General features: G+C 39.1%; 18 protein-coding genes and 14 tRNA genes. 20 read left to right on the forward strand and 12 right to left on the reverse strand.

Annotated elements, in window-relative coordinates; genetic code table 11:
* Positions 1–189 precede the first annotated feature (189 nt).
* The 8 genes from PMAL9190_RS20185 (at position 190) to PMAL9190_RS20190 (ending at position 2,138) form a co-directional block, all read left to right on the forward strand.
* Positions 190–277 (forward strand) — tRNA-Asn (locus PMAL9190_RS20185).
* Between the two features lie 125 nt (positions 278–402).
* Positions 403–494 (forward strand) — tRNA-Asn (locus PMAL9190_RS05120).
* A gap of 687 nt (positions 495–1,181) precedes the next feature.
* Positions 1,182–1,272, forward strand: a tRNA-Ser gene (locus tag PMAL9190_RS05130).
* Positions 1,273–1,312: 40 nt separating this feature from the next.
* Positions 1,313–1,389 (forward strand) — tRNA-Asp (locus tag PMAL9190_RS05135).
* A gap of 50 nt (positions 1,390–1,439) precedes the next feature.
* A tRNA-Thr gene (locus tag PMAL9190_RS05140) sits at positions 1,440–1,515 on the forward strand.
* A 9-nt stretch (positions 1,516–1,524) separates the two neighbouring features.
* Positions 1,525–1,609 (forward strand) — tRNA-Tyr (locus PMAL9190_RS05145).
* 6 nt (positions 1,610–1,615) lie between these two features.
* Positions 1,616–1,691: transfer RNA gene (locus PMAL9190_RS05150), tRNA-Asn, on the forward strand.
* Between the two features lie 356 nt (positions 1,692–2,047).
* Positions 2,048–2,138: transfer RNA gene (locus PMAL9190_RS20190), tRNA-Asn, on the forward strand.
* Positions 2,139–2,514: 376 nt separating this feature from the next.
* Here PMAL9190_RS20190 and PMAL9190_RS05155 read toward each other — a convergent pair.
* Complete coding sequence (locus PMAL9190_RS05155) at positions 2,515–2,886, reverse strand: hypothetical protein (RefSeq protein WP_087844225.1); 372 nt, start codon at positions 2,884–2,886, stop codon at positions 2,515–2,517.
* A gap of 9 nt (positions 2,887–2,895) precedes the next feature.
* Entirely contained in the window at positions 2,896–3,216 is a 321-nt protein-coding gene (locus PMAL9190_RS05160) for a monooxygenase (protein WP_065168671.1), read from the reverse strand.
* Between the two features lie 106 nt (positions 3,217–3,322).
* Between PMAL9190_RS05160 and PMAL9190_RS05165 the strand changes: the two genes are divergently transcribed.
* The 6 genes from PMAL9190_RS05165 (at position 3,323) to PMAL9190_RS05190 (ending at position 4,857) form a co-directional block, all read left to right on the forward strand.
* Positions 3,323–4,231, forward strand: a complete 909-nt coding sequence (locus tag PMAL9190_RS05165; protein ID WP_087844226.1) for a LysR family transcriptional regulator — start codon at positions 3,323–3,325, stop codon at positions 4,229–4,231.
* A 117-nt stretch (positions 4,232–4,348) separates the two neighbouring features.
* A tRNA-Ser gene (locus tag PMAL9190_RS05170) sits at positions 4,349–4,439 on the forward strand.
* Between the two features lie 40 nt (positions 4,440–4,479).
* A tRNA-Asp gene (locus tag PMAL9190_RS05175) sits at positions 4,480–4,556 on the forward strand.
* Between the two features lie 49 nt (positions 4,557–4,605).
* A tRNA-Thr gene (locus PMAL9190_RS05180) sits at positions 4,606–4,681 on the forward strand.
* Positions 4,682–4,690: 9 nt separating this feature from the next.
* Positions 4,691–4,775, forward strand: a tRNA-Tyr gene (locus tag PMAL9190_RS05185).
* A gap of 6 nt (positions 4,776–4,781) precedes the next feature.
* Positions 4,782–4,857: transfer RNA gene (locus tag PMAL9190_RS05190), tRNA-Asn, on the forward strand.
* 202 nt (positions 4,858–5,059) lie between these two features.
* On the opposite strand, the gene PMAL9190_RS05195 is transcribed toward PMAL9190_RS05190, so the two are convergent.
* The 5 genes from PMAL9190_RS05195 to PMAL9190_RS05215 all read right to left on the reverse strand — a co-directional run bounded on the left by PMAL9190_RS05195 (position 5,060) and on the right by PMAL9190_RS05215 (position 13,301).
* Entirely contained in the window at positions 5,060–6,883 is a 1,824-nt protein-coding gene (locus PMAL9190_RS05195) for a LamG-like jellyroll fold domain-containing protein (RefSeq protein WP_235004289.1), read from the reverse strand.
* A gap of 172 nt (positions 6,884–7,055) precedes the next feature.
* A complete protein-coding gene (locus tag PMAL9190_RS05200) occupies positions 7,056–9,938 on the reverse strand; it encodes a GNAT family N-acetyltransferase (protein WP_087844228.1) in 2,883 nt (960 codons plus the stop codon).
* Between the two features lie 127 nt (positions 9,939–10,065).
* On the reverse strand, positions 10,066–11,211 hold the full coding sequence (norW, locus tag PMAL9190_RS05205) for an NADH:flavorubredoxin reductase NorW (RefSeq protein ID WP_087844229.1): 1,146 nt from the start codon (positions 11,209–11,211) through the stop codon (positions 10,066–10,068).
* Between the two features lie 19 nt (positions 11,212–11,230).
* A complete protein-coding gene (norV, locus tag PMAL9190_RS05210) occupies positions 11,231–12,745 on the reverse strand; it encodes an anaerobic nitric oxide reductase flavorubredoxin (RefSeq protein ID WP_087844230.1) in 1,515 nt (504 codons plus the stop codon).
* A 223-nt stretch (positions 12,746–12,968) separates the two neighbouring features.
* Entirely contained in the window at positions 12,969–13,301 is a 333-nt protein-coding gene (locus PMAL9190_RS05215; protein ID WP_065167288.1) for a hypothetical protein, read from the reverse strand.
* 235 nt (positions 13,302–13,536) lie between these two features.
* Between PMAL9190_RS05215 and PMAL9190_RS05220 the strand changes: the two genes are divergently transcribed.
* A tRNA-Ser gene (locus PMAL9190_RS05220) sits at positions 13,537–13,627 on the forward strand.
* Positions 13,628–13,707: 80 nt separating this feature from the next.
* Here PMAL9190_RS05220 and PMAL9190_RS05225 read toward each other — a convergent pair.
* The gene (locus PMAL9190_RS05225) at positions 13,708–14,568 is read right to left on the reverse strand and encodes an alpha/beta hydrolase (RefSeq protein ID WP_087844231.1); all 861 of its coding nucleotides are present in this window, start codon (positions 14,566–14,568) and stop codon (positions 13,708–13,710) included.
* Positions 14,569–14,791: 223 nt separating this feature from the next.
* Here PMAL9190_RS05225 and PMAL9190_RS05230 point away from each other — a divergent pair, with 223 nt between their 5' ends.
* Together PMAL9190_RS05230 and PMAL9190_RS05235 are read left to right on the forward strand one after the other, a co-directional pair.
* A complete protein-coding gene (locus PMAL9190_RS05230) occupies positions 14,792–15,799 on the forward strand; it encodes a transposase (RefSeq protein ID WP_087844232.1) in 1,008 nt (335 codons plus the stop codon).
* Positions 15,800–16,071: 272 nt separating this feature from the next.
* Positions 16,072–16,500, forward strand: a complete 429-nt coding sequence (locus PMAL9190_RS05235) for a hypothetical protein (protein ID WP_087844233.1) — start codon at positions 16,072–16,074, stop codon at positions 16,498–16,500.
* A gap of 152 nt (positions 16,501–16,652) precedes the next feature.
* Here the strand turns inward: PMAL9190_RS05235 and PMAL9190_RS05240 are convergent, their stop codons facing one another.
* The 3 genes from PMAL9190_RS05240 to PMAL9190_RS05250 all read right to left on the reverse strand — a co-directional run bounded on the left by PMAL9190_RS05240 (position 16,653) and on the right by PMAL9190_RS05250 (position 17,866).
* On the reverse strand, positions 16,653–16,958 hold the full coding sequence (locus tag PMAL9190_RS05240; RefSeq protein ID WP_144384316.1) for a hypothetical protein: 306 nt from the start codon (positions 16,956–16,958) through the stop codon (positions 16,653–16,655).
* Between the two features lie 184 nt (positions 16,959–17,142).
* Entirely contained in the window at positions 17,143–17,331 is a 189-nt protein-coding gene (locus PMAL9190_RS05245; protein WP_087844235.1) for a hypothetical protein, read from the reverse strand.
* Between the two features lie 241 nt (positions 17,332–17,572).
* Complete coding sequence (locus tag PMAL9190_RS05250; protein ID WP_087844236.1) at positions 17,573–17,866, reverse strand: hypothetical protein; 294 nt, start codon at positions 17,864–17,866, stop codon at positions 17,573–17,575.
* Positions 17,867–18,233: 367 nt separating this feature from the next.
* Between PMAL9190_RS05250 and PMAL9190_RS05255 the strand changes: the two genes are divergently transcribed.
* Positions 18,234–21,542, forward strand: a complete 3,309-nt coding sequence (locus PMAL9190_RS05255) for an Ig-like domain-containing protein (protein ID WP_159458359.1) — start codon at positions 18,234–18,236, stop codon at positions 21,540–21,542.
* 86 nt (positions 21,543–21,628) lie between these two features.
* Here PMAL9190_RS05255 and corA read toward each other — a convergent pair whose 3' ends face one another.
* Positions 21,629–22,579, reverse strand: a complete 951-nt coding sequence (corA, locus tag PMAL9190_RS05260; protein WP_065167281.1) for a magnesium/cobalt transporter CorA — start codon at positions 22,577–22,579, stop codon at positions 21,629–21,631.
* A gap of 829 nt (positions 22,580–23,408) precedes the next feature.
* Here corA and PMAL9190_RS05265 point away from each other — a divergent pair.
* Entirely contained in the window at positions 23,409–23,783 is a 375-nt protein-coding gene (locus tag PMAL9190_RS05265) for a hypothetical protein (protein WP_087844237.1), read from the forward strand.
* Between the two features lie 384 nt (positions 23,784–24,167).
* Complete coding sequence (locus PMAL9190_RS05270) at positions 24,168–25,547, forward strand: D-alanyl-D-alanine carboxypeptidase family protein (RefSeq protein WP_087844238.1); 1,380 nt, start codon at positions 24,168–24,170, stop codon at positions 25,545–25,547.
* Positions 25,548–25,693: the final 146 nt, after the last annotated feature.

Raw genomic sequence — 25,693 nt, forward strand, 5'->3', positions numbered from 1 at the left:
AGTTCAGTCGGTAGAACGGCGGACTGTTAATCCGTATGTCGCTGGTTCAAGTCCAGCAGAGGGAGCCAAATAGAAAAGCCCGCAAGCAATTGCGGGCTTTTTTACGTCTGGGGTTTGGTGAAGCGAGTTTTCGAGTTTTCGAGTTTCGAGATCGCGAGAGTAGAGGGCTAGCTTCTGCCACCATAACAATTACCTCTTAGTTCAGTCGGTGCTCTCTATTGGGAAGATTAGCGGCCTGTTAATCCGTATGTCGCTGGTTCAAGTCCAGCAGAGTGAAGCCAAATAGAAAAGCCCGTAAGCAATTGCGGGCTTTTTTACGTCTGGGGTTTGGTGAAGCGAGGGGTTGAGTTTTCGAGTTTCGAGATCGCGAGAGCAGAGTGCTAGCTTCTGCCACCATAACAATTTTCTCTTAGTTCAGTCGGTGCTCTCTATTGGGAAGATTAGCGGCCTGTTAATCCGTATGTCGCTGGTTCAAGTCCAGCAGAGTGAAGCCAAATAGAAAAGCCCGCAAGCAATTGCGGGCTTTTTTACGTTTGGGATTTGGTGAAGCGAGGGGTTGAGTTTTCGAGATCGCGAGAGCAGAGTGCTAGCTTCTACCACCATAACAATTACCTCTTAGTTCAGTCGGTGCTCTCTATTGGGAAGATTAGCGGCCTGTTAATTCATATGTCGCTGGTTCAAGTCCAGCAGAGTGAAGCCAAATAGAAAAGCCCGCAAGCAATTGCGGGCTTTTTTACGTTTGGGATTTGGTGAAGCGAGGGGTTGAGTTTTCGAGTTTCGAGATCGCGAGAGCAGAGTGCTAGCTTCTGCCACCATAACAATTGCCTCTTAGTTCAGTCGGTGCTCTCTATTGGGAAGATTAGCGGCCTGTTAATCCGTATGTCGCTGGTTCAAGTCCAGCAGAGTGAAGCCAAATAGAAAAGCCCGCAAGCAATTGCGGGCTTTTTTACGTTTGGGATTTGGTGAAGCGAGGATTTGAGTTTTGAGTTTTCGAGATCGCGAGAGCAGAGTGCTAGCTTCTGCCACCATAACAATTGCCTCTTAGTTCAGATTGTGAGTTGTTTTATAAAACACCGAATTGAATGATATTAATGAGTTTTGATTAATTGATGATCACTTGAAAATCTTTTTAATATTATTGCTTTACAGATGAAGGTTAGCCCTATATTATTCGCGGCATTGGAGAGATGGCTGAGTGGTTGAAAGCACCGGTCTTGAAAACCGGCATACGTTTATAGCGTATCTAGGGTTCAAATCCCTATCTCTCCGCCATATTCTAGAAATTCGATGAAATCGAGTTTCATAAAGAATTGGAGCGGTAGTTCAGTTGGTTAGAATACCGGCCTGTCACGCCGGGGGTCGCGGGTTCGAGTCCCGTCCGCTCCGCCAACATAAAGACGCAGTGTAATTTATTAACATGCTGTGTAACGAAATTTTGTGCCGACTTAGCTCAGTAGGTAGAGCAACTGACTTGTAATCAGTAGGTCACCAGTTCGACTCCGGTAGTCGGCACCATTAAATTTCGGTGGGGTTCCCGAGTGGCCAAAGGGAGCAGATTGTAAATCTGCCGGCACTGCCTTCGAAGGTTCGAATCCTTCCCCCACCACCATATAATTCCCTCTTAGTTCAGTCGGTAGAACGGCGGACTGTTAATCCGTATGTCGCTGGTTCAAGTCCAGCAGAGGGAGCCAAATAGAAAAGCCCGCAAGCAATTGCGGGCTTTTTTACGTCTGGGGTTTGGTGAAGCGAGGGTTTGAGTTTTCGAGTAGCGAGTTTCGAGATTGCGAGAGCAGAGTGCTAGCTTCTACCACCATAACAATTGCCTCTTAGTTCAGTCGGTGCTCTCTATTGGGAAGATTAGCGGCCTGTTAATTCATATGTCGCTGGTTCAAGTCCAGCAGAGTGAAGCCAAATAGAAAAGCCCTCAAGCAATTGCGGGCTTTTTTACGTCTGGGGTTTGGTGAAGCGAGGGGTTGAGTTTTGAGTTTTGAGTTTTGAGTTTTCGAGATCGCGAGAGCAGAGTGCTAGCTTCTGCCACCATAACAATTTCTTCTTAGTTCAGTCGGTACTCTCTATTGGGAAGATTAGCGGACTATTAATCCGTATGTCGCTGGTTCAAGTCCAGCAGAGTGAAGCCAAATAGAAAAGCCCGCAAGCAATTGCGGGCTTTTTTACGTTTGGGGTTTGGTGAAGCGGGGGTTTGAGTTTTCGAGTAGCGAGTTTCGAGATCGCGAGAGCAGAGTGCTAGCTTCTACCACCATAACAATTGCCTCTTAGCTCAGTCGGTACTCTCTATTGGGAAGATTAGCGGCCTGTTAATTCATATGTCGCTGGTTCAAGTCCAGCAGAGTGAAGCCAAATAGAAAAGCCCGCAAGCAATTGCGGGCTTTTTTACGTCTGGGGTTTGGTGAAGCGAGGGTTTGATTTTTCGAGTAGCGAGAGCAGAGATCGCGAGAGCAGAGTGCTAGCTTCTGCCTCTATGGAATTCCTTCTTAGTACCTATCGATGTTGCTTTTATTGTTTTTTAAATTGTAGATAAGTAAAAATCGAAAGAATAATGAAAAAAGCGGGATCACTCCAACCGAAACCAACAAAAATACCCGTTACACCAGCATAAACTGTAATTAAAGCCCCTAAAATGTTTAAAATTAATAGTGCGATGAATAGTTTTTTCGCAGTAATGCCAGCCTCAATATCTTTTAGCAGTAAACTAATAGCTGCAATACCGCCTAAAAAAATGGTGGTATGTTGTGATAAAAAGTAAGCATATTTATCATTTATTTCAACGCCATATATAGGCCATATAATCGTTGGAATAAAAAATAGCGCTAATGAAAAAATTAAATAAATACAGCCATGGAATGTTAAAAATGTTTTATTCGTCATATTGGGGCCTTAGTGCGAGAAGCTATCAGTTGTTGGGCCTTGGTTAATATTGGTGAGTGACTGATTAATATCAAAAATAACACCACGTACTTGAGATATGCCTAATTGCTGTAAGCGTACAGTATGCATCGCTAAATAGGCCTTTGCCGTTGCTTCAGTTTCAAAAAGATATATCCCACCACCTAATTTTTGTTGTGCGTTTTCAGTCCAAATTTTCCAAATCATTCCGGGCTCTTGATTGATGGATTTAGCAAGATCCATCAGTGCTACAGTCATCTCTTCGCCAAAAGGTCCGTTAAATTCGAAATCAACTTGAAGTAGTTTAGTCATCTGCGCGTCTCTTTAATGTATGAATTTGTGTATGAGCTATTATTTACTATAAAAAATGAACATAAAAGTTCATAATATTGAGTTTACCTGTGAAAAAATTAGACAGATGAGATTAAAAAGTACCTTAGACCAGTGGTTAACATTGCATGAAATCGATCGTGCAGGTAGTTTTCAAGCGGCAGCAATTGTATTAAACAAAAGCCATACCACTCTTATTTACTCAGTTAAAAAGCTTGAGTCACAATTAGGAGTTGTACTTGTTGAGGTACAAGGTCGTCGTGCAGTATTGACTGAAGAAGGTAAATCGTTATTACGACGTGCAACGACGATGCTAGAACAAGCGCGTGAATTAGAAGATATAAGCCAGCAGCTTTCCAGAGGCTTTGAATCTGAAATAACCATTGCAGTGGACCATTTATGTGATCTAACTTGGCTCTATAAGCCAATGCAACAATATATTAGTGCTAATAGTGCAACATCTATTCAAGTAGTTGAAACATCATTAACAAAAACCACTGATATGGTAACGAATCAGCGGGCTGATATTTCAATTATTAATTTACCGATAACAAATTATCCAGCGGAAGCTTTTGGTGTTATTACCATGGTGCCAATAGTGGCTAAGCGTCATCCATTAGCATTAAAAACTAGAGTATCTCTTACTGATATGTCGATGCTGCCTCAAATAGTGATCAGAGATTTAGGTTGTGAACCGACGCAAAAACGTCAGCAGGATGTTGGCTGGTTGAAGTCGAGACAGCGTATTACCGTTGATAATTTTGATCATGCATTTCAAGCTGTAGAACAAGGTGTTGGTTATTGCCGTTTACCGAAACATATGGTGAGGGATAGGAAAAATGCTCAAGTGGTTGTGCTTGAGGTTGAGCAGGCACAAAAATATCAAGTACCGATGCATTTAACGCTCCCTAAAGCTGCTAAGACTGGCCCTGCTGCGAAAGCTTTTTATGACATATTATTGCAGTCAGCCAATTATCGACGTCAAGATAATACGTAAATAGTGTCCATTTTTGATCAGAGAAGGCTCGAATTGAATAAATGCTGTTCGGTTGAGTTATTCTTTATAAATAAAGGGTTTACAGAGTAATTGGAAGCCGCTATTATTCGCGGTATTGGAGAGATGGCTGAGTGGTTGAAAGCACCGGTCTTGAAAACCGGCATACGTTTATAGCGTATCTAGGGTTCAAATCCCTATCTCTCCGCCATATTCTAGAAATTTGATTTAATCGAGTTTCATAAAGAATTGGAGCGGTAGTTCAGTTGGTTAGAATACCGGCCTGTCACGCCGGGGGTCGCGGGTTCGAGTCCCGTCCGCTCCGCCAACATAAGACACAGTGTAATTTATTAACATGCTGTGTAACGAAATTTTGTGCCGACTTAGCTCAGTAGGTAGAGCAACTGACTTGTAATCAGTAGGTCACCAGTTCGACTCCGGTAGTCGGCACCATTAAATTTCGGTGGGGTTCCCGAGTGGCCAAAGGGAGCAGATTGTAAATCTGCCGGCACTGCCTTCGAAGGTTCGAATCCTTCCCCCACCACCATATAATTCCCTCTTAGTTCAGTCGGTAGAACGGCGGACTGTTAATCCGTATGTCGCTGGTTCAAGTCCAGCAGAGGGAGCCAAATAGAAAAGCCCGCAAGCAATTGCGGGCTTTTTTACGTCTGGGGTTTGGTGAAGCGAGGGTTTGATTTTTCGAGTAGCGAGAGCAGAGATCGCGAGAGCAGAGTGCTAGCTTCTACCACCATAACAATTGCCTCTTAGTTCAGTCGGTACTCTCTATTGGAAAGATTAGCGGACTGTTAATTTGAACGCATAAAATAACAGTTAGTTATTAAAGAGTAATTCATTAAGCGTCAGAGCACGATTGACTATTCTTAACTCACTAACGTAGCCATATAATGGATTATGTAATTCACCATTTGAACAAGAGGAACCAATTAACCAATTAGCATTTTCTTTGATAGCAATACCGGTACTTTGTTGCTCTGGGTTACGCATAACTTCAATGCCATCAATGTACATTTTTGTGAATCGACCATCGTTAATTATAGCGATATGGAACCAACGTGAGGTGCCGAGATCCCACGACCAGGCTGTTGTTGTATCTTGTTTTTTATTGTCCATGGTTACCCATTGCATTTCGCGTAAGGAGGAAATAGCCATTACAACAGCCGGATCTTCACCGCTGTTAGGGGTAAAATCATTACAACTGGCTTGTTGGCAAAAAATACCTCCCCAGCGAGAGCGATCACTCTCCCAATCATCAGGTAGCTGGAGAAAAGTTTCGATGGTATAGCCTTGCTCCCAGTTGTTTTGCGTAATAGCCGTACCGAGTGTTGATAAATAAGCGCCGCTATCTGTAGCTTTATTTCCTTTAAGTAAAATGGACCCAGATGAATTACCGCTATTAGGTTTCGAGCTCGAAAATTCAAAATAGCTATTTAAAGCGTCTTGATTTGCTTTTCTAGGTTCCATTTTAAAATGACTGCCATTACCGGATAGATCTTGAAACATGGTTGTGATATCACCTTCATTATCAACACGCATCATATTTTCTTTATCTAACAACCAGTAACCAACCGTACCATTTATAAGCCCTGGGGGAGTAATAAACTCGCCTTCATTTAAATTAGTAAAACGTTCATTGAAATTAATTGGAAACTCAAACTGGTTACATTCGTCAGTCAGATCTGGAAGATCAAAGGGGGTGCGTTCATCTTCTGGTATATTCTGTACCCAAGGTGAGAAGGAGCGTATAACTAATTTATTATTACTGTAGTCAAAGCCAATAGTACGCAACATACCATTGCCACCCCAATACATGGCTTGGTAGTCAACGACCATCATCAGTACATCACGACCGTAGGCATTTTGAGCAACCATATTAGCAGCGCCATGATGATGACCATTAATAGTTAAGAATATTTGGTCATTTTTGTGGATAAAGTCTATCCAAAATTCAAAGCCTTTTGAGGTGATAAGTGGGCTTTTACCATCACTATCAATATTTAATAATTGATGGGTCGAGAAGATAGCGGGTATTTCTTTATAATCATCGAGAACTTGTTGTGCCCAATCAAATGTTTGTGGTGATGGATTCCAATCAATAGCAAAGACTAAAAATTGCTGATCGCTATTGGGTGCTTTAAAGAGGTGGCAACTGTTAAAGCCACATTCACTAACAGCAATACAAGTTGTTACTGATAAAAGCTTATCTTGAGAAAAATAGTTTAGGAACGGTTCGCTATCTTTTCGATTAACATCATATTTGTCACCTTCAGCTAAATCGTGATTACCACATAAAACAGAGTAAGGGGTATTTTCGGAGGCGCCAAGTATGTCCATTGCTTGGGTTGCTGCTTGCCATTCTATTGGTTGATCGTCGTGCTCAACCAAATCACCTAAATGGATCGTAAAAGGGATACGCTCATTTTTCCAATTATCAGCAATCCATTGAGTTTGAGATAAGTAACGTTCAGGGCTATTTTCAGAGTATTTTTGAGTATCAGGTAAAATGACCAATTTCCAATCTTGATGCGTATTGTCTTTATCGTCATTATTGTTGCTGCTACTTGAATTACAGCCTGTCAAATAGGTAGCGACCATCGTTGCTACTGTACCTTTTAAGAATAATCGTCTTGTGAACATGCCTATTAATACCGTTACGTCTAAAAGCCACAATATTGGCATGGGTATATGTCAGATTTATTGACGTTTTTATTAACTTTTATTTCATGAGTATTAAATTGAATGTGATTAAGGATAAAAGACGGTAAATAAATACTCGTCTATCATCGTGTTTTTTGTCTTAATTATTTGTTTAAATCATTTTATCAAATCGCATCAAGGTGTTGAGTGAGGGATCATGTTGTTGAAGTAAGTATTGCTGGCTATTAATTAGATTATGTTTAGCTAATGCTGTGATCCAATAATCCAGTCCTTGAAAGTTACGCAATTCGGTTTTGTTTTCAGCCCAACTCACACCTAAACCGGCATTAAATACGGTATGGACTAATGCACAAAATGTCTGCATAGGTATATTTTCTGCATTATGATCACGTAAAATAAACCGTCCTCCAGGCTTTAATACTCGAGCAATGGATGCAATAAAAGCGTCTAATTTATGGGGTGGACAGTGGTGTAATCCAATATAGCAACTGACTAAATCAAGTGATTCGTCAGCAATTGTCTTGTTAGGTAATGGCTCATAATTGGCGAGATCAAAAAAGTGACCAACGGGCTTAATACTACCGCGCTCTGCAATCTCTGCTAGCGAGTTATCGGGCACAATATCATTACATAAAAAAATTGGCCCAGTAATAGACAGCTGTTTTTGTAGTGTTTTGACATAACGGCCAGTGGAACCAATCTCTAAATACCCCTTCAGTGTTTCAGTGGTGGCTAAAATAGTTGAAGTTTGACATGCCATTTCTTTTTTTTGTTTTGCTAATGCGGGAAGAGCGTAGCTAATATCCGCCAATTTGGGTTTTATATCTCTAAGACCGTATTGAATTTCATGGTAAATGTCTTTATCTGTAGTAAACCGTTGGCAGCATTGACTAATAAGCGCATGGAATAAATGCTCAGGGTAGAGATGGTAAATATTTTGTAGAAAAAGATAGAAATCGTCTCTACCATTAATGGTACTAAATACTTGCCGAAATGCAGATTGGCCACACTCAGCTCGCGAGAAAATAGCGATATCATCGGTTTGACGATAATACTTCTCCCATAAGCAATGGCGAAACCGATAGTGTGGATCCCATTTGTCTTTTAATGCAAATAAAGCTGCTGCATTCGGGTAAGCGCGATGAAATTGGTCATAACGAGCGTGGGGTTGATAAGGAAGGTAATAACAACCGCCAGCATTGATTGCAGCTTCAATCAGTTCTCGAGTCCATATAGCGACTTTTTGTTGTTCAGCATCGCTGGCTTGTTGCTTGTAATATAATACAAAAGCAAATACTTCTTCACGCGCCCAAGCTAGCAGTGAGCCAGGATCTGCATGAGAATGTCTAATGGAAACGTTAACCGCTTTAACATGATAACGATTAAGAATTTCGGTCATTATTGGCGTAAAGTCATCAATACGATCAACTGGAATAAAATACTCTTGCAGAACATAGGTATTTTGATTTCGTGAAATCGGTTCTAGCTCAGCAACATTATAATTAGCTTCCTCGTTACGAGTTGTGATTTTTTTATTCCAATACATCAATGGTTCATAGATATATTCACGACGCCAGTGGCCCCATGGTGACTCTGTAATTGTCCATAACATGTATTTCTCGAGTAAATACAGCTTTCGTTCTTTATGAGGAGAGACATTAACGGGCTTGGTTGTTTGTGACCACGTAACTGCATGAATTTTATCAAATCGAGGCGGAAGCATGTCGGCATTGTGGAAAATAGCATTGGTATTATTATTGATTTGATGTTTAAAAAAAGCGGGGTAATCACTTAATGGCATTTTTTTATGTAGACGTTCAATATGACAATCAGTCGTTAATGATAATTCCGCTTCTACGACGATCCCAACCGCTCCATAACCACCAATTGCCGCATAAAAGAGCTCACTGTTTGTGGCGGGGGAGGCATTGATACGCTTGCCATTATGAAGTATTAACACAATAGAAATTATTGATAAAATTAAAGGTCCTAAACTGACATAACGCCCATGACAATTTACACTTAATGATCCACCAATAGTGAAATTGGCATAAGTTTGCATGATTTTTATTGCGAGCCCATGGTGCTGAATGTATGCTTGAATATCTCGCCATCGCGTACCGGCTTGTACGGTAATCGTTTGTTGTTCGACATTAAGATCAAGAATACGGTTTAAGCCACGCATATCGATATGTAATGAACCGCTATGGGCAATTTGTCCTCCCATACTATAGCGTCCGCCACCAATAGAAATCGGCTTTTGAGTGTTTTTTAGCATATTTTGTAACTGTTCGACAGTGCCGGGAACGTAAATATCATCGACAGCAATAGGGTAAAGCCGTGAGACTTCTTTGATGATATTAGTGTAGCGAGGTGAGGATTTAGCGAGGTTACTCGTTGGAATAAAATAACGCATTCTTAGTAATATCGGCAGTTGATATTGTTGTTCTAATTCATCTGAACCTGATTGAGATACAATATGAAAACCATAACGTTGATAAAAATTAATTGCGCCTTTATTACACTGAGTAACATCGAGTTCAATACTAGAAATATTTTGTTTTTGTAACCAATCACATAAATTATCAAGGATGTCAGCACCAATACCTTGGCCTCTATACTCATCAAAGACAGCAATATTATTAATATAAAATGCATCTTCAGAAGGTAAGGGCACATAATTATTTAACGCTTTACGCACTGTGGTTAATAAATGCCATTTTAGGTTTAAAGGAGTATCAATTAATAATTGGATTGCACCAATAAGCTCTTGCTGCTGCATATGTTGTTTGGAATAACCAACGACAGCGCCTTTAATGTGGTTATCATGATAATAAACATACCCAAAGCGATAACTAAATAATCCTCGAGGTTGTAATACTTGTTTGGTTAGTATCGGAATGGCTTCACTACGAGAAGTGAACATAAAGTCCATTAATTCATGTGAGCTTTCATAAATACATTCACTAAGGAGACTACTATCACTAGCTTGTGCACGCGTAAATTGAGTATCGGTTGACTGGAGTGGACTCATACGAATAATGTCACCTTAATAAATATGTGTACTTATTTATTAAAGATAGACGCTGTAATGTCATGATGAGATAAACAATTGGCCCACAATAATAGTGGGCCTGAAATAGCGCCGATATTTGAATGAATTATAACGTTGGTGATAATTGTCTTAATAATGCGAAGGCGTGTTTTTGCTTATTATGCGTAGCAATAAAGCCGATTAAGGTTTGATCAACAGTGTGCGCTTTAGCAACATAACCGTTATTGTCTCGCTCTATTTGCCAATGAATATCCTCCATAGTGGTTATTCCCGCTAAACTTAACGGTAACCAAGGTGTTTTGGCTTTGATTAACATGGGTGGTAATGATAATGGTGTCGGCGTTCCAGTCAACGTCTTGGCCAGTGCCATCGCTGATAACATAATCGGTTGAATAAACGCACTTATTTTGCCATTTATTTCAGCACAATCTCCAATGGCATAGACATTAGCTGCCGATGTTTGCAGCATATTATTAACGATAATACCCTGGTTAGTCTTGATTCCTGCTTGTTGAGCTAAATGAATTTGTGGTGTTAATCCCATCGCAGCAATGACAACATCAGTATGTATCGTTTTGTTATTTAATTGCGAGATCGTGATTTGTTTATCATCAGTATTTATTGCACTGATAATGGTATTTAATTGTAGATCTATATTTTTTTGATGCAGTATATGATGTAACTCGGCGGCAATAAACTCAGGCAGTAACGTCGGCATCATGGCAGCGGCTTTATCGCATAAGGTAATTTTCTTGCCAGTTGTAGCTAAATCTATGGCTATTTCAGTGCCAATTAATCCCGCACCTAAAATAGTAATATGTTTTGCTGTAGTAATTTTTGAGTGGTTACGTGTTAACTCATCAAGGCTATTTAATGTAATGATTTTATCTAAAGCATTCCCTTCAAATTTAGGGACAAAAGATTTGGCACCCGTTGCAATAATTAATGAACAATAATGCCATTGCTGCTGATTAAAACGAATCCATTGGTGGTCGGTATTGATCTCATCAACGACAGTATTAGTGAGTAATTCAATATTATGTTCTGTAGCAAATTCAATAGCGGTTTGTTTAATAAGATCTGTTGGTTGTTGATCTCGACTAAACACATGACTTAGCTCAGGCTTTGAATAATCTGCACCTTGATCTGCGGTTACTAAAGTGATTGCAGTATTTTGGTCGAGCTTTCTAAATGATTTCACCCATTGGTAAGCAGCAAAGCCACTGCCAATGACAATAATTGGATTGGACATTATACGCGCTAACCTTATTTTAGTTTATAGGTTCAAATACTTCTTTACCGATACCACATTCAGGGCAGAGAAAATTGTCAGGAACATCTTGCCATAATGTACCTGGGTCAACATCTTGGTTAGGTTCACCTAATGCAGGATCATAAATCCACTGACACACAGTACATAACATTTTTGGGCTTGCGGTTGCTTGTGTGCAACATTCGGTATTTACAGTAGGTTCTTGTTCAATAACGGATATTGGTTCGACTATTTCTGGTGTATCAATTGCAACTTGTATAGTTGATGCTGGTGTTATTTGGGTTGTGAAAGGTGTGTAATGATCATATGGGCGTTCAGTTTGAGCCCATTCTTTGGCTATTTTTTTACCGTGTTCACGACATTGTTGTAATGCTTTTCCATCTGGACGCCATTTCGTTTTAAGACCAACGGTAGTGAAAAAACCAGCATCAGTTAAACGAGCGTGAATACGATCGACAGCACCGCCATTCCAGCCATAGCTACCAAATGCACCAGCTTTTTTATTTTTAAAACGTAAGCCAGTAATTTCTTCAAGTAAACCCGCGACTTTAGGCATCATGACATTATTCATGGTTGATGAGCCAACAAGTACCCCTTTTGAGCGGAACATATTGGCTAGAATTTCGTTTTTATCGTGACGAGCTACATTGAAGATTCGCACAATAACGTCATCATCAACTTCAGTGATCCCTTGTGCAATAGCATCAGCCATCATACGAGTATTATTAGACATAGAATCATAGAAAATCGTGATGCGGTTTTCTTGATACTGATTAGCCCACTCAAGGTATTTTTCAATAATCTGAGTAGGGTTATCGCGCCAAATAACACCATGTGATGTTGCGACCATATCAACGGGTAAATTGAAGCCTAAAACTTCATGAATTTTATTGGTTACTAAAGGGCTAAATGGCGTCAAAATATTTGAGTAATAACGTAGGCATTGATCGAGCAGTTCGTTTTGATCGACTTCGTCGTTAAATAGGCGTTCATCGCAATAATGTTGACCAAAAGCATCATTACTAAACAGGACTGCATCTTCAGTCATGTATGTCATCATGCTATCAGGCCAGTGCAACATAGGCGTTTCAACAAACACTAATGCTTTACCATTACCAACATCAAGCGTGTCACCTGTTTTTACAGTGTTGAAGTTCCATTCCGGATGATGGTGGTGACCGACAATTGAATCAATTGCATTTTCTGTACAATAGATAGGTGTATTAGGAATACGACTCATCAATTCAGTTAATGCACCTGCGTGATCCTCTTCGGCATGATTAATAACGATGTAATCAATGTCGTTAAGATTAATTTCCTGTTCTAAATTTTGGATAAAAGCCAAAGAAAATTTATGATCAACAGTATCGATCAATACATTTTTACCTTCACGAATTAAATAACTGTTATAGCTAGTACCACGGGTTGTTTTATATTCTGTGCCATGAAAATCACGAACTTCCCAATCACGCTGCCCAACCCAAGTAATATTATTCTTAACATGAATAGCCATTTTAAAATTCCTTAATAACGTAAGATGTATTTTTTATACATGTTATTCTTTGGAGGGGTGCTTCGTCAATGCAAAAGATTCATTTGATATGCATGTTAATGTTTATTTCATTATTATCAACAACTTAAAATTGATAATAATAAATGAACCGCCAATAGTTTGATGGTTCATTATAAAGTTTAATGGTAGGATTTTTAATTTGGTTAAATGTTGAGCATTATTTTTAGTTAAGGCTAAAAACCAAACCAATAATAGTGATCAGACTTACAGCGTTGAGCACGGAATATAAAATTGTTTTAGGCATGCTAAATGAAAGGTTATTGAAATCACGTTTAGAACCAATAACAGTAACCAATAACGGTAAGGCTACTAATAATCCAAAAATCCAGCGAATATTATTGGTAATGGCGTAACCGATTTGAGTTTCAGCAACGATAAAACCTAAAATAGATAAAATGAGGGTGGTGAGTGAAATTGCAAAAGTTCGATTATAAGCATCCATTAATTGAGCAAAAGCTTGGTATTCTTCGTCCGTAAAATCTGATTTGTTTGCCATGTGTTTTTCAATCTAATAGGTTAACTGTTGAGATTATAACGGATCATTACTGATATAACGAAAATAAAGATTCTGGCTACAGCATAGCAATGAGTACGTTTATTGTTCTCTAATGTGTCACCTTTGTTGTTTAATTGTATTTTTGAGTAAAACAACCACTAAAGTGCTTTAAAATTAAGCTGTTAATTCATTTTTGGTTTACATATATATACTGCAGCAGTATGATGTTTGTCATGGAGAGATGGCTGAGTGGTTGAAAGCACCGGTCTTGAAAACCGGCATACGTTTATAGCGTATCTAGGGTTCAAATCCCTATCTCTCCGCCACACATTGAAAAGCCGCTGATTGATCAGCGGCTTTTTCGTATCTGCAGTACAGTAAATCTTCTTAATCTCTAATCAAAGCTTTATAAACGCGAATCTAACCAATTAGCTGTTATTTCTAATAAGTCTTTACTTTGATGTGCTGTTGGATCAAAGACGTTAAAAATATGATCACCATCTTTGACGATGATAGCTGTTGCATCCTTACTACCTGATGCCGTAATCAGAGTATTAGCATTTTCCCACGGTAAGACGGTATCGTTAGTGCCCGAAATAGCTAATAGGGATCCTGTAAATTGCTTCATTAATGTTAAAGATTGTTGTGCCTTTAATTGTTCAAACCATTTTAGGCTAACTTTAAATGATGGACGCCAATCATATTTAATTAATGCGTAGCCGTTTTGTTTTGCTTCGTCATAGTATTGCTCAAAAAAGGCTTTCATTGGCTCAATACCATTACCTGTAGCAGGAGACCAGACAGCTAACGATTTAATTTTGGGCTCTTCGATTACCAATAATTGTGAAATCAATGCGCCTTGGCTAAAACCAACAACACCAATACGAGTTTTATCTATTTGTGGGTTAGCTTGAAGATAGTTAAAAGCGGTCTTTCCATCGAGAACAGCAGAAGATAAAGAATATTCTAAATCTGATGTTTTACTGTCACCACTACCTGCAAAATCGATACGAATAGAGGCAATGCCTAATGCTTCTAATTTTTGACTTAAGAGTTTATATAAATTACCCACCTCATCTTTTTGTGTTCCTGTACCATGAAGCATGATCACCGCAGCCATAGTTTGCTGATCTGATTTTTTGTCAGGTATAGAGAAAATAGCAGGGATATCATAGCTGCCATTATTAAGAAAAATTTGCTGAGAATCGGCAAGGGCCGTATTAGAAAAACTTAATAGTACTGAAGGAATAATATATTTTTTAAACATGATAAAGATTAAAAATGAATTATATATCGAGATTCTAAATTAATTTAGCTTATTTATCTGATTTAAAAGTTGATTTTTAGATGTATGTTACAAAAAACAGCAAATAAAAGAATAGACAGCCATATCCTTGCACATCAACCAAAAAGAAAAAGGGACAGCCATAACATTGCACATCAATCCTCAGCGACTACACTTAAGCTTCATGTTGCTTATGGTGAAACCAATGACAATCTCAAGACGAAAATTGATAGAACCGCAAATCACACCTTTTTATCATGTTATTAACCGCTGTGTACGGCGTGCGTATTTATGTGGTGACGATCCCTATAACGGCAAAAACTATCATCATCGTCGAGGTTGGATAGTAAACAAAATCAAACAATTAGCCACTGTTTTTTGTATCGATGTTTGTGCTTATGCGGTGATGAGTAACCATTATCATTTGGTACTGAAAATAGATACTGAGCAACAACTGAAGCTAACGCCGAAAGCGGTAATATCGCGCTGGTTACAGCTATTTAATGGTCATCCTATTGCGGTCGATTTCTTAAAAGAGGGGCAGGTAGGCGCAGAAAAACAGCAGGCGTTATCAAATTTAATCACTGAATGGCAGCAACGATTAGGCAGTATTAGTTGGTTTATGCGCTGTCTTAATGAGGAAATAGCACGCAAAGCCAATAAAGAAGACCAATGTAAAGGCGCGTTTTGGGAAGGGCGATTTAAGTCTCAAGCATTGTTAGATGAAAAAGCGTTACTGTCGTGCATGATGTATGTTGATTTAAACCCGATCAGGGCAGGGGTTACACCGTCACTAGAAAAATCAGATTTTACCTCGATTCAGCAACGCATTCGTGAATATCTGCAATCTAGAACCACCACTAAACAACCACCATCAAAGAAAAGTCATTTTCAATTATTACCCTTTGTTGGCGCTGAGCATCAGGCTAAAACGGCAGGAATAAACTTTGCTTTTGCCGACTATCTTGAACTTATAGACTGGACTGGTCGTTGTATTCGTGAAGATAAACAAGGTGTTATAACATCGAATCAACCCAAGATTTTACAACAATTGGGAATAACGTCAGACGCTTGGCTTGAGCATAGTGAACAATTTATGGAACGTTACGCTAATGTAAGTGGTAAATGGTCTCGAATGTGTGCCTTTAAACAGCATGCTGGTGGACATTGGTGTAAAGGAAAGTCGGCAAGTCATCAGTTGCATCCTAGCTAGAGACAGTTTTTTATAATCGAATGAGAATACTGCAATAGCTGTTAGGATTGTGGGTATTGCTGATCGTAAAATATACGAATAGGGTTGATTTTACGAAGAATTTCAATAATGAGCTATAAAACTTAAATTTGAGGGGGTATGAGTAGTGGAATGGCTTGTCTTTTGGGGAAATTTTATCTAAAAAGATATGGCTGTCCATTATTCGGTCCATTATTCGTTTGGCTGTCCATTATTCTTGAAAATAAACTTTTTTACTTTGGAATATACTAATTATGACGTTTGAACAGTGGGCTGTTATTGCCGATCTTTATACTCCAGTTATTGTGATTGTGTGCGTTATTTGTATGCTGCTGGCGGGACGACAGCACGGGCTCAAGGATGGTTTATTACAGTTAGGGGGAGTGGTATTGTCGGCTGTTTTTATCTATGCAATTATGTTTATCGATAATGTAATTGGTATTTGGCCTGCTTTTGATTTGGATTACAGCACCCACACCGCAATTGCATTAGTTTTTATTGGATATTTTATGGTGTATAGACCCAAATTAAGCGTATTAATGATCCTCTCGATGATTGGATATGCAGCTTTAATGATGCATCAAAAGTATCACACGCTTGCTGACATTATGACCACTACAATTTGTGTTATGCCAGTAATATTGTTATGCCAATACAAATTAGCAGCTATTGCAAAACGTTAGCTTTTCTTGGTTATGAGAGCGTAATTAAGTAATGTGAGTCCGATAACAAAACACCAAAATTGAAAAGTAGGTAATACAGTAGCAACCGATCCTACTAGTAGACCTGAACCTAGGCTTATTGCTATTTTTTGTTGTATCGTCATTTTAATCCCTTAGTCGTTACTATTATCTAATGAATTTGGATTATATTTTTCATTATGGCGGCGGTATTTACGCTCTTTCCATTGCCAGTGAAGGATGCTTAATAATGGTAAGACAGTAACGAGAGCGATAAAACTGATTATGATTTCTCGAACAAATACGTCACTAAAACCGTTATCATTAATTAGCAAAGCACCGATAAATTTTCCTATTATTACACCTAAAAAAGCGGGAAGGCTATTACTCACAATAAACCGTAATAGGCCTTTTTTACGCTGTTGTCGCCATTTAGATATTTCTAGATCATGGTCGGACATCAATGCTATCCCAATAGGAAAAGATGGCATAATTATATGCTTGAAAACGGTTATATGTTACTTAGCGATACGAAGGTAAAATGTTGCCCGCAAAAGGGTTATGTAAAGGGGTGGGTTTGCATAGCAACATGTGAAATAAATCGTATTCAATCTAGATTGTTCACTACATAATCACTGAGGAAAATTAGCCTAAATCAGTTAGGATTTCTATTTCATTAAAGTGAAGGCTAATCACATCATTAAAATGCGTATGCTCTGTAATAAAAGGCAAACTAATATCAATCACTTCATGTGGAGTTACTCTCAGCCACTGACCATTTTCGGTAACTTTCCAAATAGTATCTTCTACTTTGATATATATTTTGGGCTGCATCCTTTGCCTTATGTTATAAAATAGTGAACACGAGTAATAATTTGCCTTATGTTAGCGAACATAAATTAATCTTCAATTGATATTTATAATAATTAATATTTTTAATGGTGATCTTGCTTGTAAGACATGATGAATGTGCATGAAGATTATAAATATCATGATTTTAAGAAGGGGGAGGGTAAATAAAAAGCTAACCGCAGTAACTGTTAGCTTTTTATTGGATAAGCGTTAAAAGCAAGAATTAATCATCGAAATCAACAATCAGTTCATCTTCTAAATAATCAATTAAACACCCTAATGCTAGCGCTGAAACAATATAGGTCGTTATGTCACCAATTTCAGGCGTTGATTGGTGTAATACATCGAGTACGCTATGCTCAGGGTTATAAGCCACATTAAATTCTTTAGCGATCATGCAGCTGTCGTTATATTCATCGACAGATAATTCAATTTGACCATTATATTCACCAATATCTGTATCAAAATTATCAACCAATATTTCGATCATGGTTTCATAGTAATGTTGGTAATCCATTGATTCTAACCTGTTATTTTTAAAGATAAGCTATCTAGTACATTAGCATTTATGGCGCTATGTTACCTTATTTCGCCGAGACAAAAAGCCTTAATCTTAAATATTAATTTTTTCATGATACAAGCGTCTATGTCCATTGTTGTTACAGGGCTTTACACATTCTAATCAACTGTTACATATATCTATTAGTATAATTAATACAAGTAATAATAATATATTATATTGAATGGTATCGTATTGATTAATAACACTTCATTGGTGAAACAAACGCTAAATATAAGTTGGTTGTACGGAATATAACTATCAATACTTATGAGGATGAGAGTGTTAGCTTCGTTGAGATGAGTGAACATACTTAGGAAGTAAAGTGAAAAAAATAAATAAAATAACAGCGGCTATATTCAGTGTAATACTGAGCAGCAATGTATATGCTTCTGACACCAACGTTATTGCTTTTGTTCCGGGAGAAACAAAAGTTCAAAATGGCACTCTGGTATCTTTTAATGGTGAGTGTTACATAGCTAAAAATAGCCCTGGTGTTTGGGACTCGCCAAGTATCAATTCATGGTTTTGGGACACTGCTGAGTGTTCAGGTGAACCAGAGCCTGAGCCGAATCCAGAGCCTAACACTATTATTCCGTTTATTCCGGGTACAACCCAAGTTAATAATGGCGATGTTGTGTCATATGATGGCCAATGTTTTATCGCTAAAAATAGCCCAAGTATATGGGAAACACCAACAACTGATTCATGGTTTTGGTCATTAACAGAGTGTACTGATGAGCCATCACCTGAGCCAGAAGAAACCGAACTATCGATTCTTGCTCCAATTGCAGGCCAAGTATTAAAAGCTAACGAAGCGGTTGTCATTAAGGCACGTATTGATGGTGAATTAGCATCAAAAGTTGAGTTTTGGATTAATAATACCAAGCTAGCTGAAAAAGCAATTGATCAAACTACTGAGCTTTACTCGCAAACTTGGACACCAACAGAAGCGGGCAGTGCGGCTATTAATCTCTTTGTGTTTGATAAAAACAACCAAAAAATTGAACAACAATCTGTTGCTGTAAACGTTGAAGCTGAAGGTAACGACGATTTTAGCGCGCCAGTTGTCGCATTTGTTACTCCAACTAACGGTTCAATCATTGAAGAAACGGACACTGTTTCTATTTCTATTAATGCCTCTGATGTTGATAATGATTTGACCAAAGTAGTTGTTAACGCAAATAACCAACAAATTTGTACCTTTGATGCTGCAACAACAACGGTATTTGCATGTGATTGGCAACCTACGCAAACAGGTAATGTTACTCTAAATGCTATTGCAACTGATGCCCAAGCACTTTCTTCTAATGCTAGTTTAACTATCACTGTTAAAGAAGAAACCGTTGAGCCGCCAGTAACGCCACCGGGGGGATTGTGTGAAGAATTTAATGTTTACCCTGACTGGACGCGTGGTGATCATGCAACGGGTGGCGACATTATGGTTCATGACAACATTGCATATTCTGCGGTTTACTGGACCCAAAGCATACCGGGTAGCGACGCTTCATGGGCATTGCACTTAAATTGTGATGGTTCAGAACCAGGTACTGCGCCAGTACTTTCATTGCCAAACCCAATGGATCCTGTTCGTTTAGAAGTGGCGGGTTGGCCTAATACGTTTGTAGTTGCAAGCCCATCAACAACAGCGCCTGAGACACTGACTATTGCGACAGCGAACAGCGCTGATCTTACTGATGTTAATAAGCTAACTGCGGCATTTGTTGCTGTTATTGAACAAGCGAATAAAGCTAATACAGCATCAGTGATTATTAGTAGCGATGTGCTTGATAATGCAACGAAAGATAAAAACCTATTAACAACAACTGTTGCTGTTAAAGAAGCGTTGATTAAGGCTGTTGATAGCACTGGCAGTAAAATTGATGTGGATGCGATCAACGCACTAAGCAATGATCTAAAGGGTTGGACACAAGCACATAACTTGATTGTATCAACTGTTGCACCGCAAGCGCCATTTGGTTGGTCGTTATCAATCGGTGAGTTTGCATTTGATACCCATTCTGGCCGTCAGTCAGTGTGGAATGCCGCATCTAATTACAGCGCAGATTTATTAGACAAGCTTGCACTTTATACAGCAGATAGCGCAACCAAAGCTGATTTCGTGGCCTTTACTAAGTCAAATGCAACGGCTGCTCTGTCAAATGATCAATGGCACAATGCGCTAGAATACGTTAAGCAAGTCACTGATTTTGTAAAAACGCCTGCGATGTTAGCCAATATGCCAACAGATCAAGCTGCTAATTACTTTATGGGTAATGCAACCTCAGAGCAGAAAATCCGCAAAGCAGCTTACAGTAATATTTTTGCTATTTTGTTTGATAAAAACAGCGCTAATTTAACCGCGCAAATTGAATCTTACCAAACAGCTAAAGTGCCGCTGTACTATGTTGGCAAAGAGCTAGAAAAAGGCTCACTAACACGCATAGAAGCATTGAACCAACAGCTGACCAATGCGGCTGATGTAATGGATAACGAAGCCTTCCTTTACGAAACGCCACAGTCACAATGGATCCCATCTACCGTTTATAAGTGGAATGATTTCCTTGATGGCTTAAATGCAATGCACAATATTGGTGTTGCAGGTAATAAGTTTTGGCTATTGAGTGATGACGCTGATGATGCAACTAACATTGTCTACGCTAAAGTTGCCATTGCTGCATTCTTAGCCCAAAGCATGCAAGAGACGATTCGCTATAACGCTTGTGATGAGAATAACTGGTCTGAAGTAAAATACGGTGCACCTGCAGACTACCCAATGACAGCAAGTTGTGGTCAGTTAGGTCAGAAATATGCAGATTACGGTGTGAATCCTGATTCAGGCTTAGATTACGCTTACTCTTGCCCTCGTGATAACAAGATGGAAGTGAGTGCATTAACGCATGCTAAATGGTACGGTGCGCCAGCGCCAGTATTTGCCGCACCAGACGCAGTACTTGAAGAGCGTGGCCTATTGGTTAATGGTGCGGTTGGTCGTTGGACAAACAATGGTCACTGTAATGATGTACCAGAAAATGTCGATACTTCTAAGCAGGTGTGGGAACGTGATACTTGTAAGACTTATGTTGGTCAACAAGCGGGTACGTTTATTTGGGATGGTAGCAGCCAGGAAAGTGTTGAAGGTTGTGGCTGGTGGGGACGCGGTGTCATTCAAACGACAGGCCGTCAGAACTTCGGTACCCTTAACCATTACTTAGGCCGTTCCCATGTTGATCCTGCGACAATTGGTAAAACCATTGATGGTGTTACCGTTGAAGCACCACCAGCAAACCCACTGTATGCTGATCTTGATTTCTGTTCAAATCCGGGTCTAATTTGTAGCTCTGAAGAGAACAAAGAAATTAAGTGGATCGCAGGTTTGTTTTACTGGGTAACATCGGTGCAGGCATATTCTGATGAAGGTGGACAATATGCAGATTGGAATTACTACAACGAACTGAAAAAGTACGTTGATAGTGGCCTAAAAGGAACTGAGTTTATTGATGATGTGTCAGGTATTGTAAACCGTGGTTGTCCAGATTCAGTATGTTCAACTGGCGAAGTGCATAATGCCAAAGAGCGTCAAGCTAACTTTAAGTTAGTGTTAGAAAAACTTGGCCTGAAGCCACAATTATAACGGTTAATAAATAACAAAGAACCCTGCTGTTGAAGTAGGGTTCTTTTTTTTGTAAATAATGTGCGATAGCAATGATTAGTTGTAGCTTATAGCCATCCCTTACGTTTAAAGAATAAGTAAGGTGCAAACCCCGCCAGTACCATTAAACCTAACGCATAAGGATAACCCAGTTCCCAGTGCAACTCAGGCATAAACTTAAAGTTCATACCGTAACTTGATGCAACCAATGTTGGTGGTAGGAATACGACAGATACCACTGAGAATATTTTAATAATGCGGTTTTGCTCAATATTAATAAAGCCCATGGCAGCATCCATCAGGAAGTTCACCTTTTGGAATAAAGACTCATTGTGAGGTAGCAAAGAATCAATATCGCGTAATACTTCACGTGCTTGTTCTAATTCACTCTCAGGTAAACGGGCTTTGCGAACCAAGAAGCTTAATGCGCGTTGAGTATCCATTAAACATAAACGAATTTTCCAGCCAGCATCTTCTTGCTCAGCTAGGTTTGATAAGGCTTTATCAAAATTTTCACCCGGCTTACCACGTAAAATAGTTTTGCCAATAGACTCTAATTCGCTATAAATATCTTCAATTACATCAGCAAGTTGCTCTATTTTAGTTTCAAATAAATCTAACAGTAGCTCGTAAGCATTACCCTGTTGCAGCCGTTGAGTACGTGCCCGCATACGATAAAGTCGAAATGCTGGTAATTCACGTTCACGTAACGTAAATAGACGTCCATCACGAATAGTAAAAGCAACGGTAGCATTACTGACATAATCTTCCATATCTTCGGAATAAAAGAAGGAGTGAATATGTAAGCCATCTTCATCTTCAAAAAAACGCGCACTTGCTTCAATATCTTCAAGTTCAGGGCGTGTTGCAAGGCCTTGTCCTAACTCTTGCTGTACGCGCTCTCGTTCTTCTTGATTGGGGTCGATGAGATCAACCCATAGTGCTGATGAGATAGAGTCTTGAGCGTCTAAATCTAAACGTTGTAAACGTAAATCGTTTAATGTGAATGCGTTCAGCATGTCTTATATCTCCACTAATGGCGATGATATAAAGAACACTTAAAAACACGAAGTGAGGCTGATAATACAGCGTCTACCAATGAAAACTGGAATACTAAGATTTAAGCAAAAGCAACGAAAATAAGGAATAGTGCATGCTGACAGTTAAACATTGTCAACTCGCACTTAAAAGCGCTGGAGGACAGATTAACGTGGAAAAATCTCATTCCAGTATCGACTGGGTGTGTTCAAAGCGGTGTCCTCTCAAATAAAGGTGTGCGCATGTTACGTCTGACTCTAAAAGGGTTCAAGTTACGCTATTGCAACATTAGATTTTCCTTTAAGTATATTAAGTCAATCACTTATTCATGCGCCATTAAGCATTATTAACATTGTTATAAACACCTGTTAACTAATTATAATAAGAGTTTATTTTTTTGCGTAATCAAATATGAGTTGATATTTTTTATATCAACATCACAAAGTTGTTGTAACTCACAGTATAGAGCAGACAATTTAACCATTTTGTAAACTGAACCCCCAATAACCCCTGTTGGTATTCGTAAATTGTAGTAGTTTAGTTTATCAATCAGTCTGTAAATGGAAAACATGAAAGACATCACGACACACTACAATGGGGAATATTTGGTATTGGTTTGTATTTTATGAATGTGAATAAAAGCAACTTTAAGTGACGCTGTAACTAATGTTGTGAGGTGACGCTTTAAGTAAATCATCTTGTTTGCTGTTAATTATTCAGGTTAATCGTGTTTTCAATAGTTATTGCAGTAGTATTTTGCCAGAAAACGCTCATAATCTTGGCTTACAATATTTAAAGAAGAAATCACCTATGACTAATTTTCAATACTACTTTCATCAACTTCCTTGTTTTAACTGTAATAAAACCGCAGTAAGTACTGATCTTGGTTGGTTAACAGCTACGATGAAAGAAGATGTAGTCGCACAAATAGCGGCGATCATTGCGCAGGGCGATGTTAATTCAGAGCTTGTGGTGAACGTGACTTGTACTAAAGATGAAGTCCGTGATTACTTATTGTTAAATTTCTATGGTTACTCAGAAGAAACACTTGCTGATCAAGTAAAAGCAGAAGATGAGCAAGAAGTCGCACAAGAAATCGCTGAATTATTTGAAGATGGTAGCGATGTTGCTGTTTTTGAACACGAAATTGAATTGCAAAGCTGCACTGATTGCAATATTGGTTAAATAAATATCATTAAACCTAAACATGTGTGTAATACGTAACATGAGGTGCGATTTATTTAAGGCGTTAGCATACTAGAATGTGCTAACGCTTTTTTGTTTTCAGGCAATCTATTTAAGTAAAGATATGGCTGTCCCATGTTTTTCCTCCCTGCAGCATAAACATCATAACCGTTCAGGTTTCCATAATGGATCTACTGGTAAGATAGAAATACGACCTTGTAACCAAAGTCATTGTAACGCTGATCAAGAACGGAAAAGCACTCACCATTTTTGTGGTGTGATAGATAAACTCTGTAGGGCATTAATTACTCAGTGAAGTTAGTATCCTATCCAGTCGCTTTTTTATATCGCACTTTTAGTAAATAACTGTAAATAAAAACTCTTATGACAATAATCAAACAGCTTTCTTTAGCAGCAACCATCGCTGCATTATTTACCTCCAGTACAGTATTTGCTACACCTAGCAATGATGCAACGAGCACTATGCCTAATAGTGATTACTTTGCGGCAACGCAATACAAAGACGCTCAAGCGCCACTCAATAGCTTCGGTGCTATCGATGTAAAAACCAGTATTCCAGAAAATATACAAGTGCCTTCTGCACCCGTAGAAGCTGGTGGTAATAATGGGATCCCAGAAACCTTGGTGCAAAAATGGACTCAGGCAGGAGTATTTTCGCCTCAAGTTGCAGCACGCGCTTTCATTTTAATGGATGCTAATACCGGACAGATTATTGCCGCTAACGATGCCAATATGCGTATGGCACCAGCTAGTACCACCAAGTTAATGCTAATGTACATTGTTGAGCAAAAACTGGCCGATGGTGTAATTTCACTAGACTCAAAAGTACAAGTGCCAGAAGTCGCATGGCGCACTGGTGGTTCAAGAATGTTCTTAAAGCCTGGCTCTTTTGTTTCTGTGAAAGATCTTATCTCAGGTATGCTTGTTGAATCGGGCAATGATGCCGCTGTTACTTTGGCAAATTACATCGCGGGTTCTCAATCTTCATTTGTTGCGATGATGAACGCGACTGCTGTTAAGCTCGGTATGCACAATACCCACTTCACAACTGTCATGGGCTTGCCTGCGCCAGCACATTTCTCAACCGCTTATGATCTTGGGCTGCTCGGACAGCACATCATGAACGACTACCCTCAATACTTTCATTTTTTCAGTCAAAAGTATTTTGAATACAATCATATCCGTCAACCCAATTTCAATCGCTTATTGTTCACTTACCAATATGCGACAGGCATGAAAACAGGTAGTACAGAAGCTGCGGGATACTCACTGGTAAGCTCTGCTGAAATACCAAATAATCCAATGAAGTTGGTTGGCGTAGTTCTAGGTACAAAATCGTTGAATGATGTTGCCGCTCAAAGTAAGGCGCTATTCAATTACGGCTTTCACTTCTTTAAGCAAGACACTTTATATGCGGCAAATAGTAAACTTTCGGAACAAAAGGTTTGGGGAGGGCAGCAAAATACGGTCTCTTTAGGTCTTGAGAAGCCATTAACCATGATCCTTCCTTCCAGTGTTGATGAGAAAGGTCTGGTAGCTAAGCTTCAAATTGAACGTGATATCAAAGCACCGGTTGATAAGGGTGAGAAATTAGGTGAAATTACTGTAACCTATAAAGATAAAGTTATTCAAACCGAGCCACTTGTCGCGCTCAACGGCGTTCAACAAGGCGGCTGGTTCACTCGAACTTGGGCAAGTATTTCACTGTATTTCCATAACTTGCTAGCATCTTACGGTCTGTAAACGTTAAACAATCGTAACAGCCATCATACAAATAAAGCCAATACTCTTAGTCGAAAGTGAATAAGGTACTGGCTTTATTTCGTCATTTTCTACAGTCAATACTCGTGAGGGCGATAGGGGAGCTATCATCCACGCATTGTAGAGTA

The sequence above is a fragment of the Photobacterium malacitanum genome, from assembly GCF_900185615.1.
GTDB classification, from domain to species: domain Bacteria; phylum Pseudomonadota; class Gammaproteobacteria; order Enterobacterales; family Vibrionaceae; genus Photobacterium; species Photobacterium malacitanum.

What these genes read in the sequence shown, in the direction of transcription:
- PMAL9190_RS05155 (WP_087844225.1), bottom strand. Translation starts at nt 2,886, where the DNA reads ATGACGAATAAAACATTTTTAACATTCCATGGCTGTATTTATTTAATT.
- PMAL9190_RS05160 (WP_065168671.1), bottom strand. Translation starts at nt 3,216, where the DNA reads ATGACTAAACTACTTCAAGTTGATTTCGAATTTAACGGACCTTTTGGC.
- PMAL9190_RS05165 (WP_087844226.1), top strand. Translation starts at nt 3,323, where the DNA reads ATGAGATTAAAAAGTACCTTAGACCAGTGGTTAACATTGCATGAAATC.
- PMAL9190_RS05195 (WP_235004289.1), bottom strand. Translation starts at nt 6,883, where the DNA reads ATGTTCACAAGACGATTATTCTTAAAAGGTACAGTAGCAACGATGGTC.
- PMAL9190_RS05200 (WP_087844228.1), bottom strand. Translation starts at nt 9,938, where the DNA reads ATGAGTCCACTCCAGTCAACCGATACTCAATTTACGCGTGCACAAGCT.
- norW (WP_087844229.1), bottom strand. Translation starts at nt 11,211, where the DNA reads ATGTCCAATCCAATTATTGTCATTGGCAGTGGCTTTGCTGCTTACCAA.
- norV (WP_087844230.1), bottom strand. Translation starts at nt 12,745, where the DNA reads ATGGCTATTCATGTTAAGAATAATATTACTTGGGTTGGGCAGCGTGAT.
- PMAL9190_RS05215 (WP_065167288.1), bottom strand. Translation starts at nt 13,301, where the DNA reads ATGGCAAACAAATCAGATTTTACGGACGAAGAATACCAAGCTTTTGCT.
- PMAL9190_RS05225 (WP_087844231.1), bottom strand. Translation starts at nt 14,568, where the DNA reads ATGTTTAAAAAATATATTATTCCTTCAGTACTATTAAGTTTTTCTAAT.
- PMAL9190_RS05230 (WP_087844232.1), top strand. Translation starts at nt 14,792, where the DNA reads ATGACAATCTCAAGACGAAAATTGATAGAACCGCAAATCACACCTTTT.
- PMAL9190_RS05235 (WP_087844233.1), top strand. Translation starts at nt 16,072, where the DNA reads ATGACGTTTGAACAGTGGGCTGTTATTGCCGATCTTTATACTCCAGTT.
- PMAL9190_RS05240 (WP_144384316.1), bottom strand. Translation starts at nt 16,958, where the DNA reads ATGTCCGACCATGATCTAGAAATATCTAAATGGCGACAACAGCGTAAA.
- PMAL9190_RS05245 (WP_087844235.1), bottom strand. Translation starts at nt 17,331, where the DNA reads ATGCAGCCCAAAATATATATCAAAGTAGAAGATACTATTTGGAAAGTT.
- PMAL9190_RS05250 (WP_087844236.1), bottom strand. Translation starts at nt 17,866, where the DNA reads ATGGATTACCAACATTACTATGAAACCATGATCGAAATATTGGTTGAT.
- corA (WP_065167281.1), bottom strand. Translation starts at nt 22,579, where the DNA reads ATGCTGAACGCATTCACATTAAACGATTTACGTTTACAACGTTTAGAT.
- PMAL9190_RS05265 (WP_087844237.1), top strand. Translation starts at nt 23,409, where the DNA reads ATGACTAATTTTCAATACTACTTTCATCAACTTCCTTGTTTTAACTGT.
- PMAL9190_RS05270 (WP_087844238.1), top strand. Translation starts at nt 24,168, where the DNA reads ATGACAATAATCAAACAGCTTTCTTTAGCAGCAACCATCGCTGCATTA.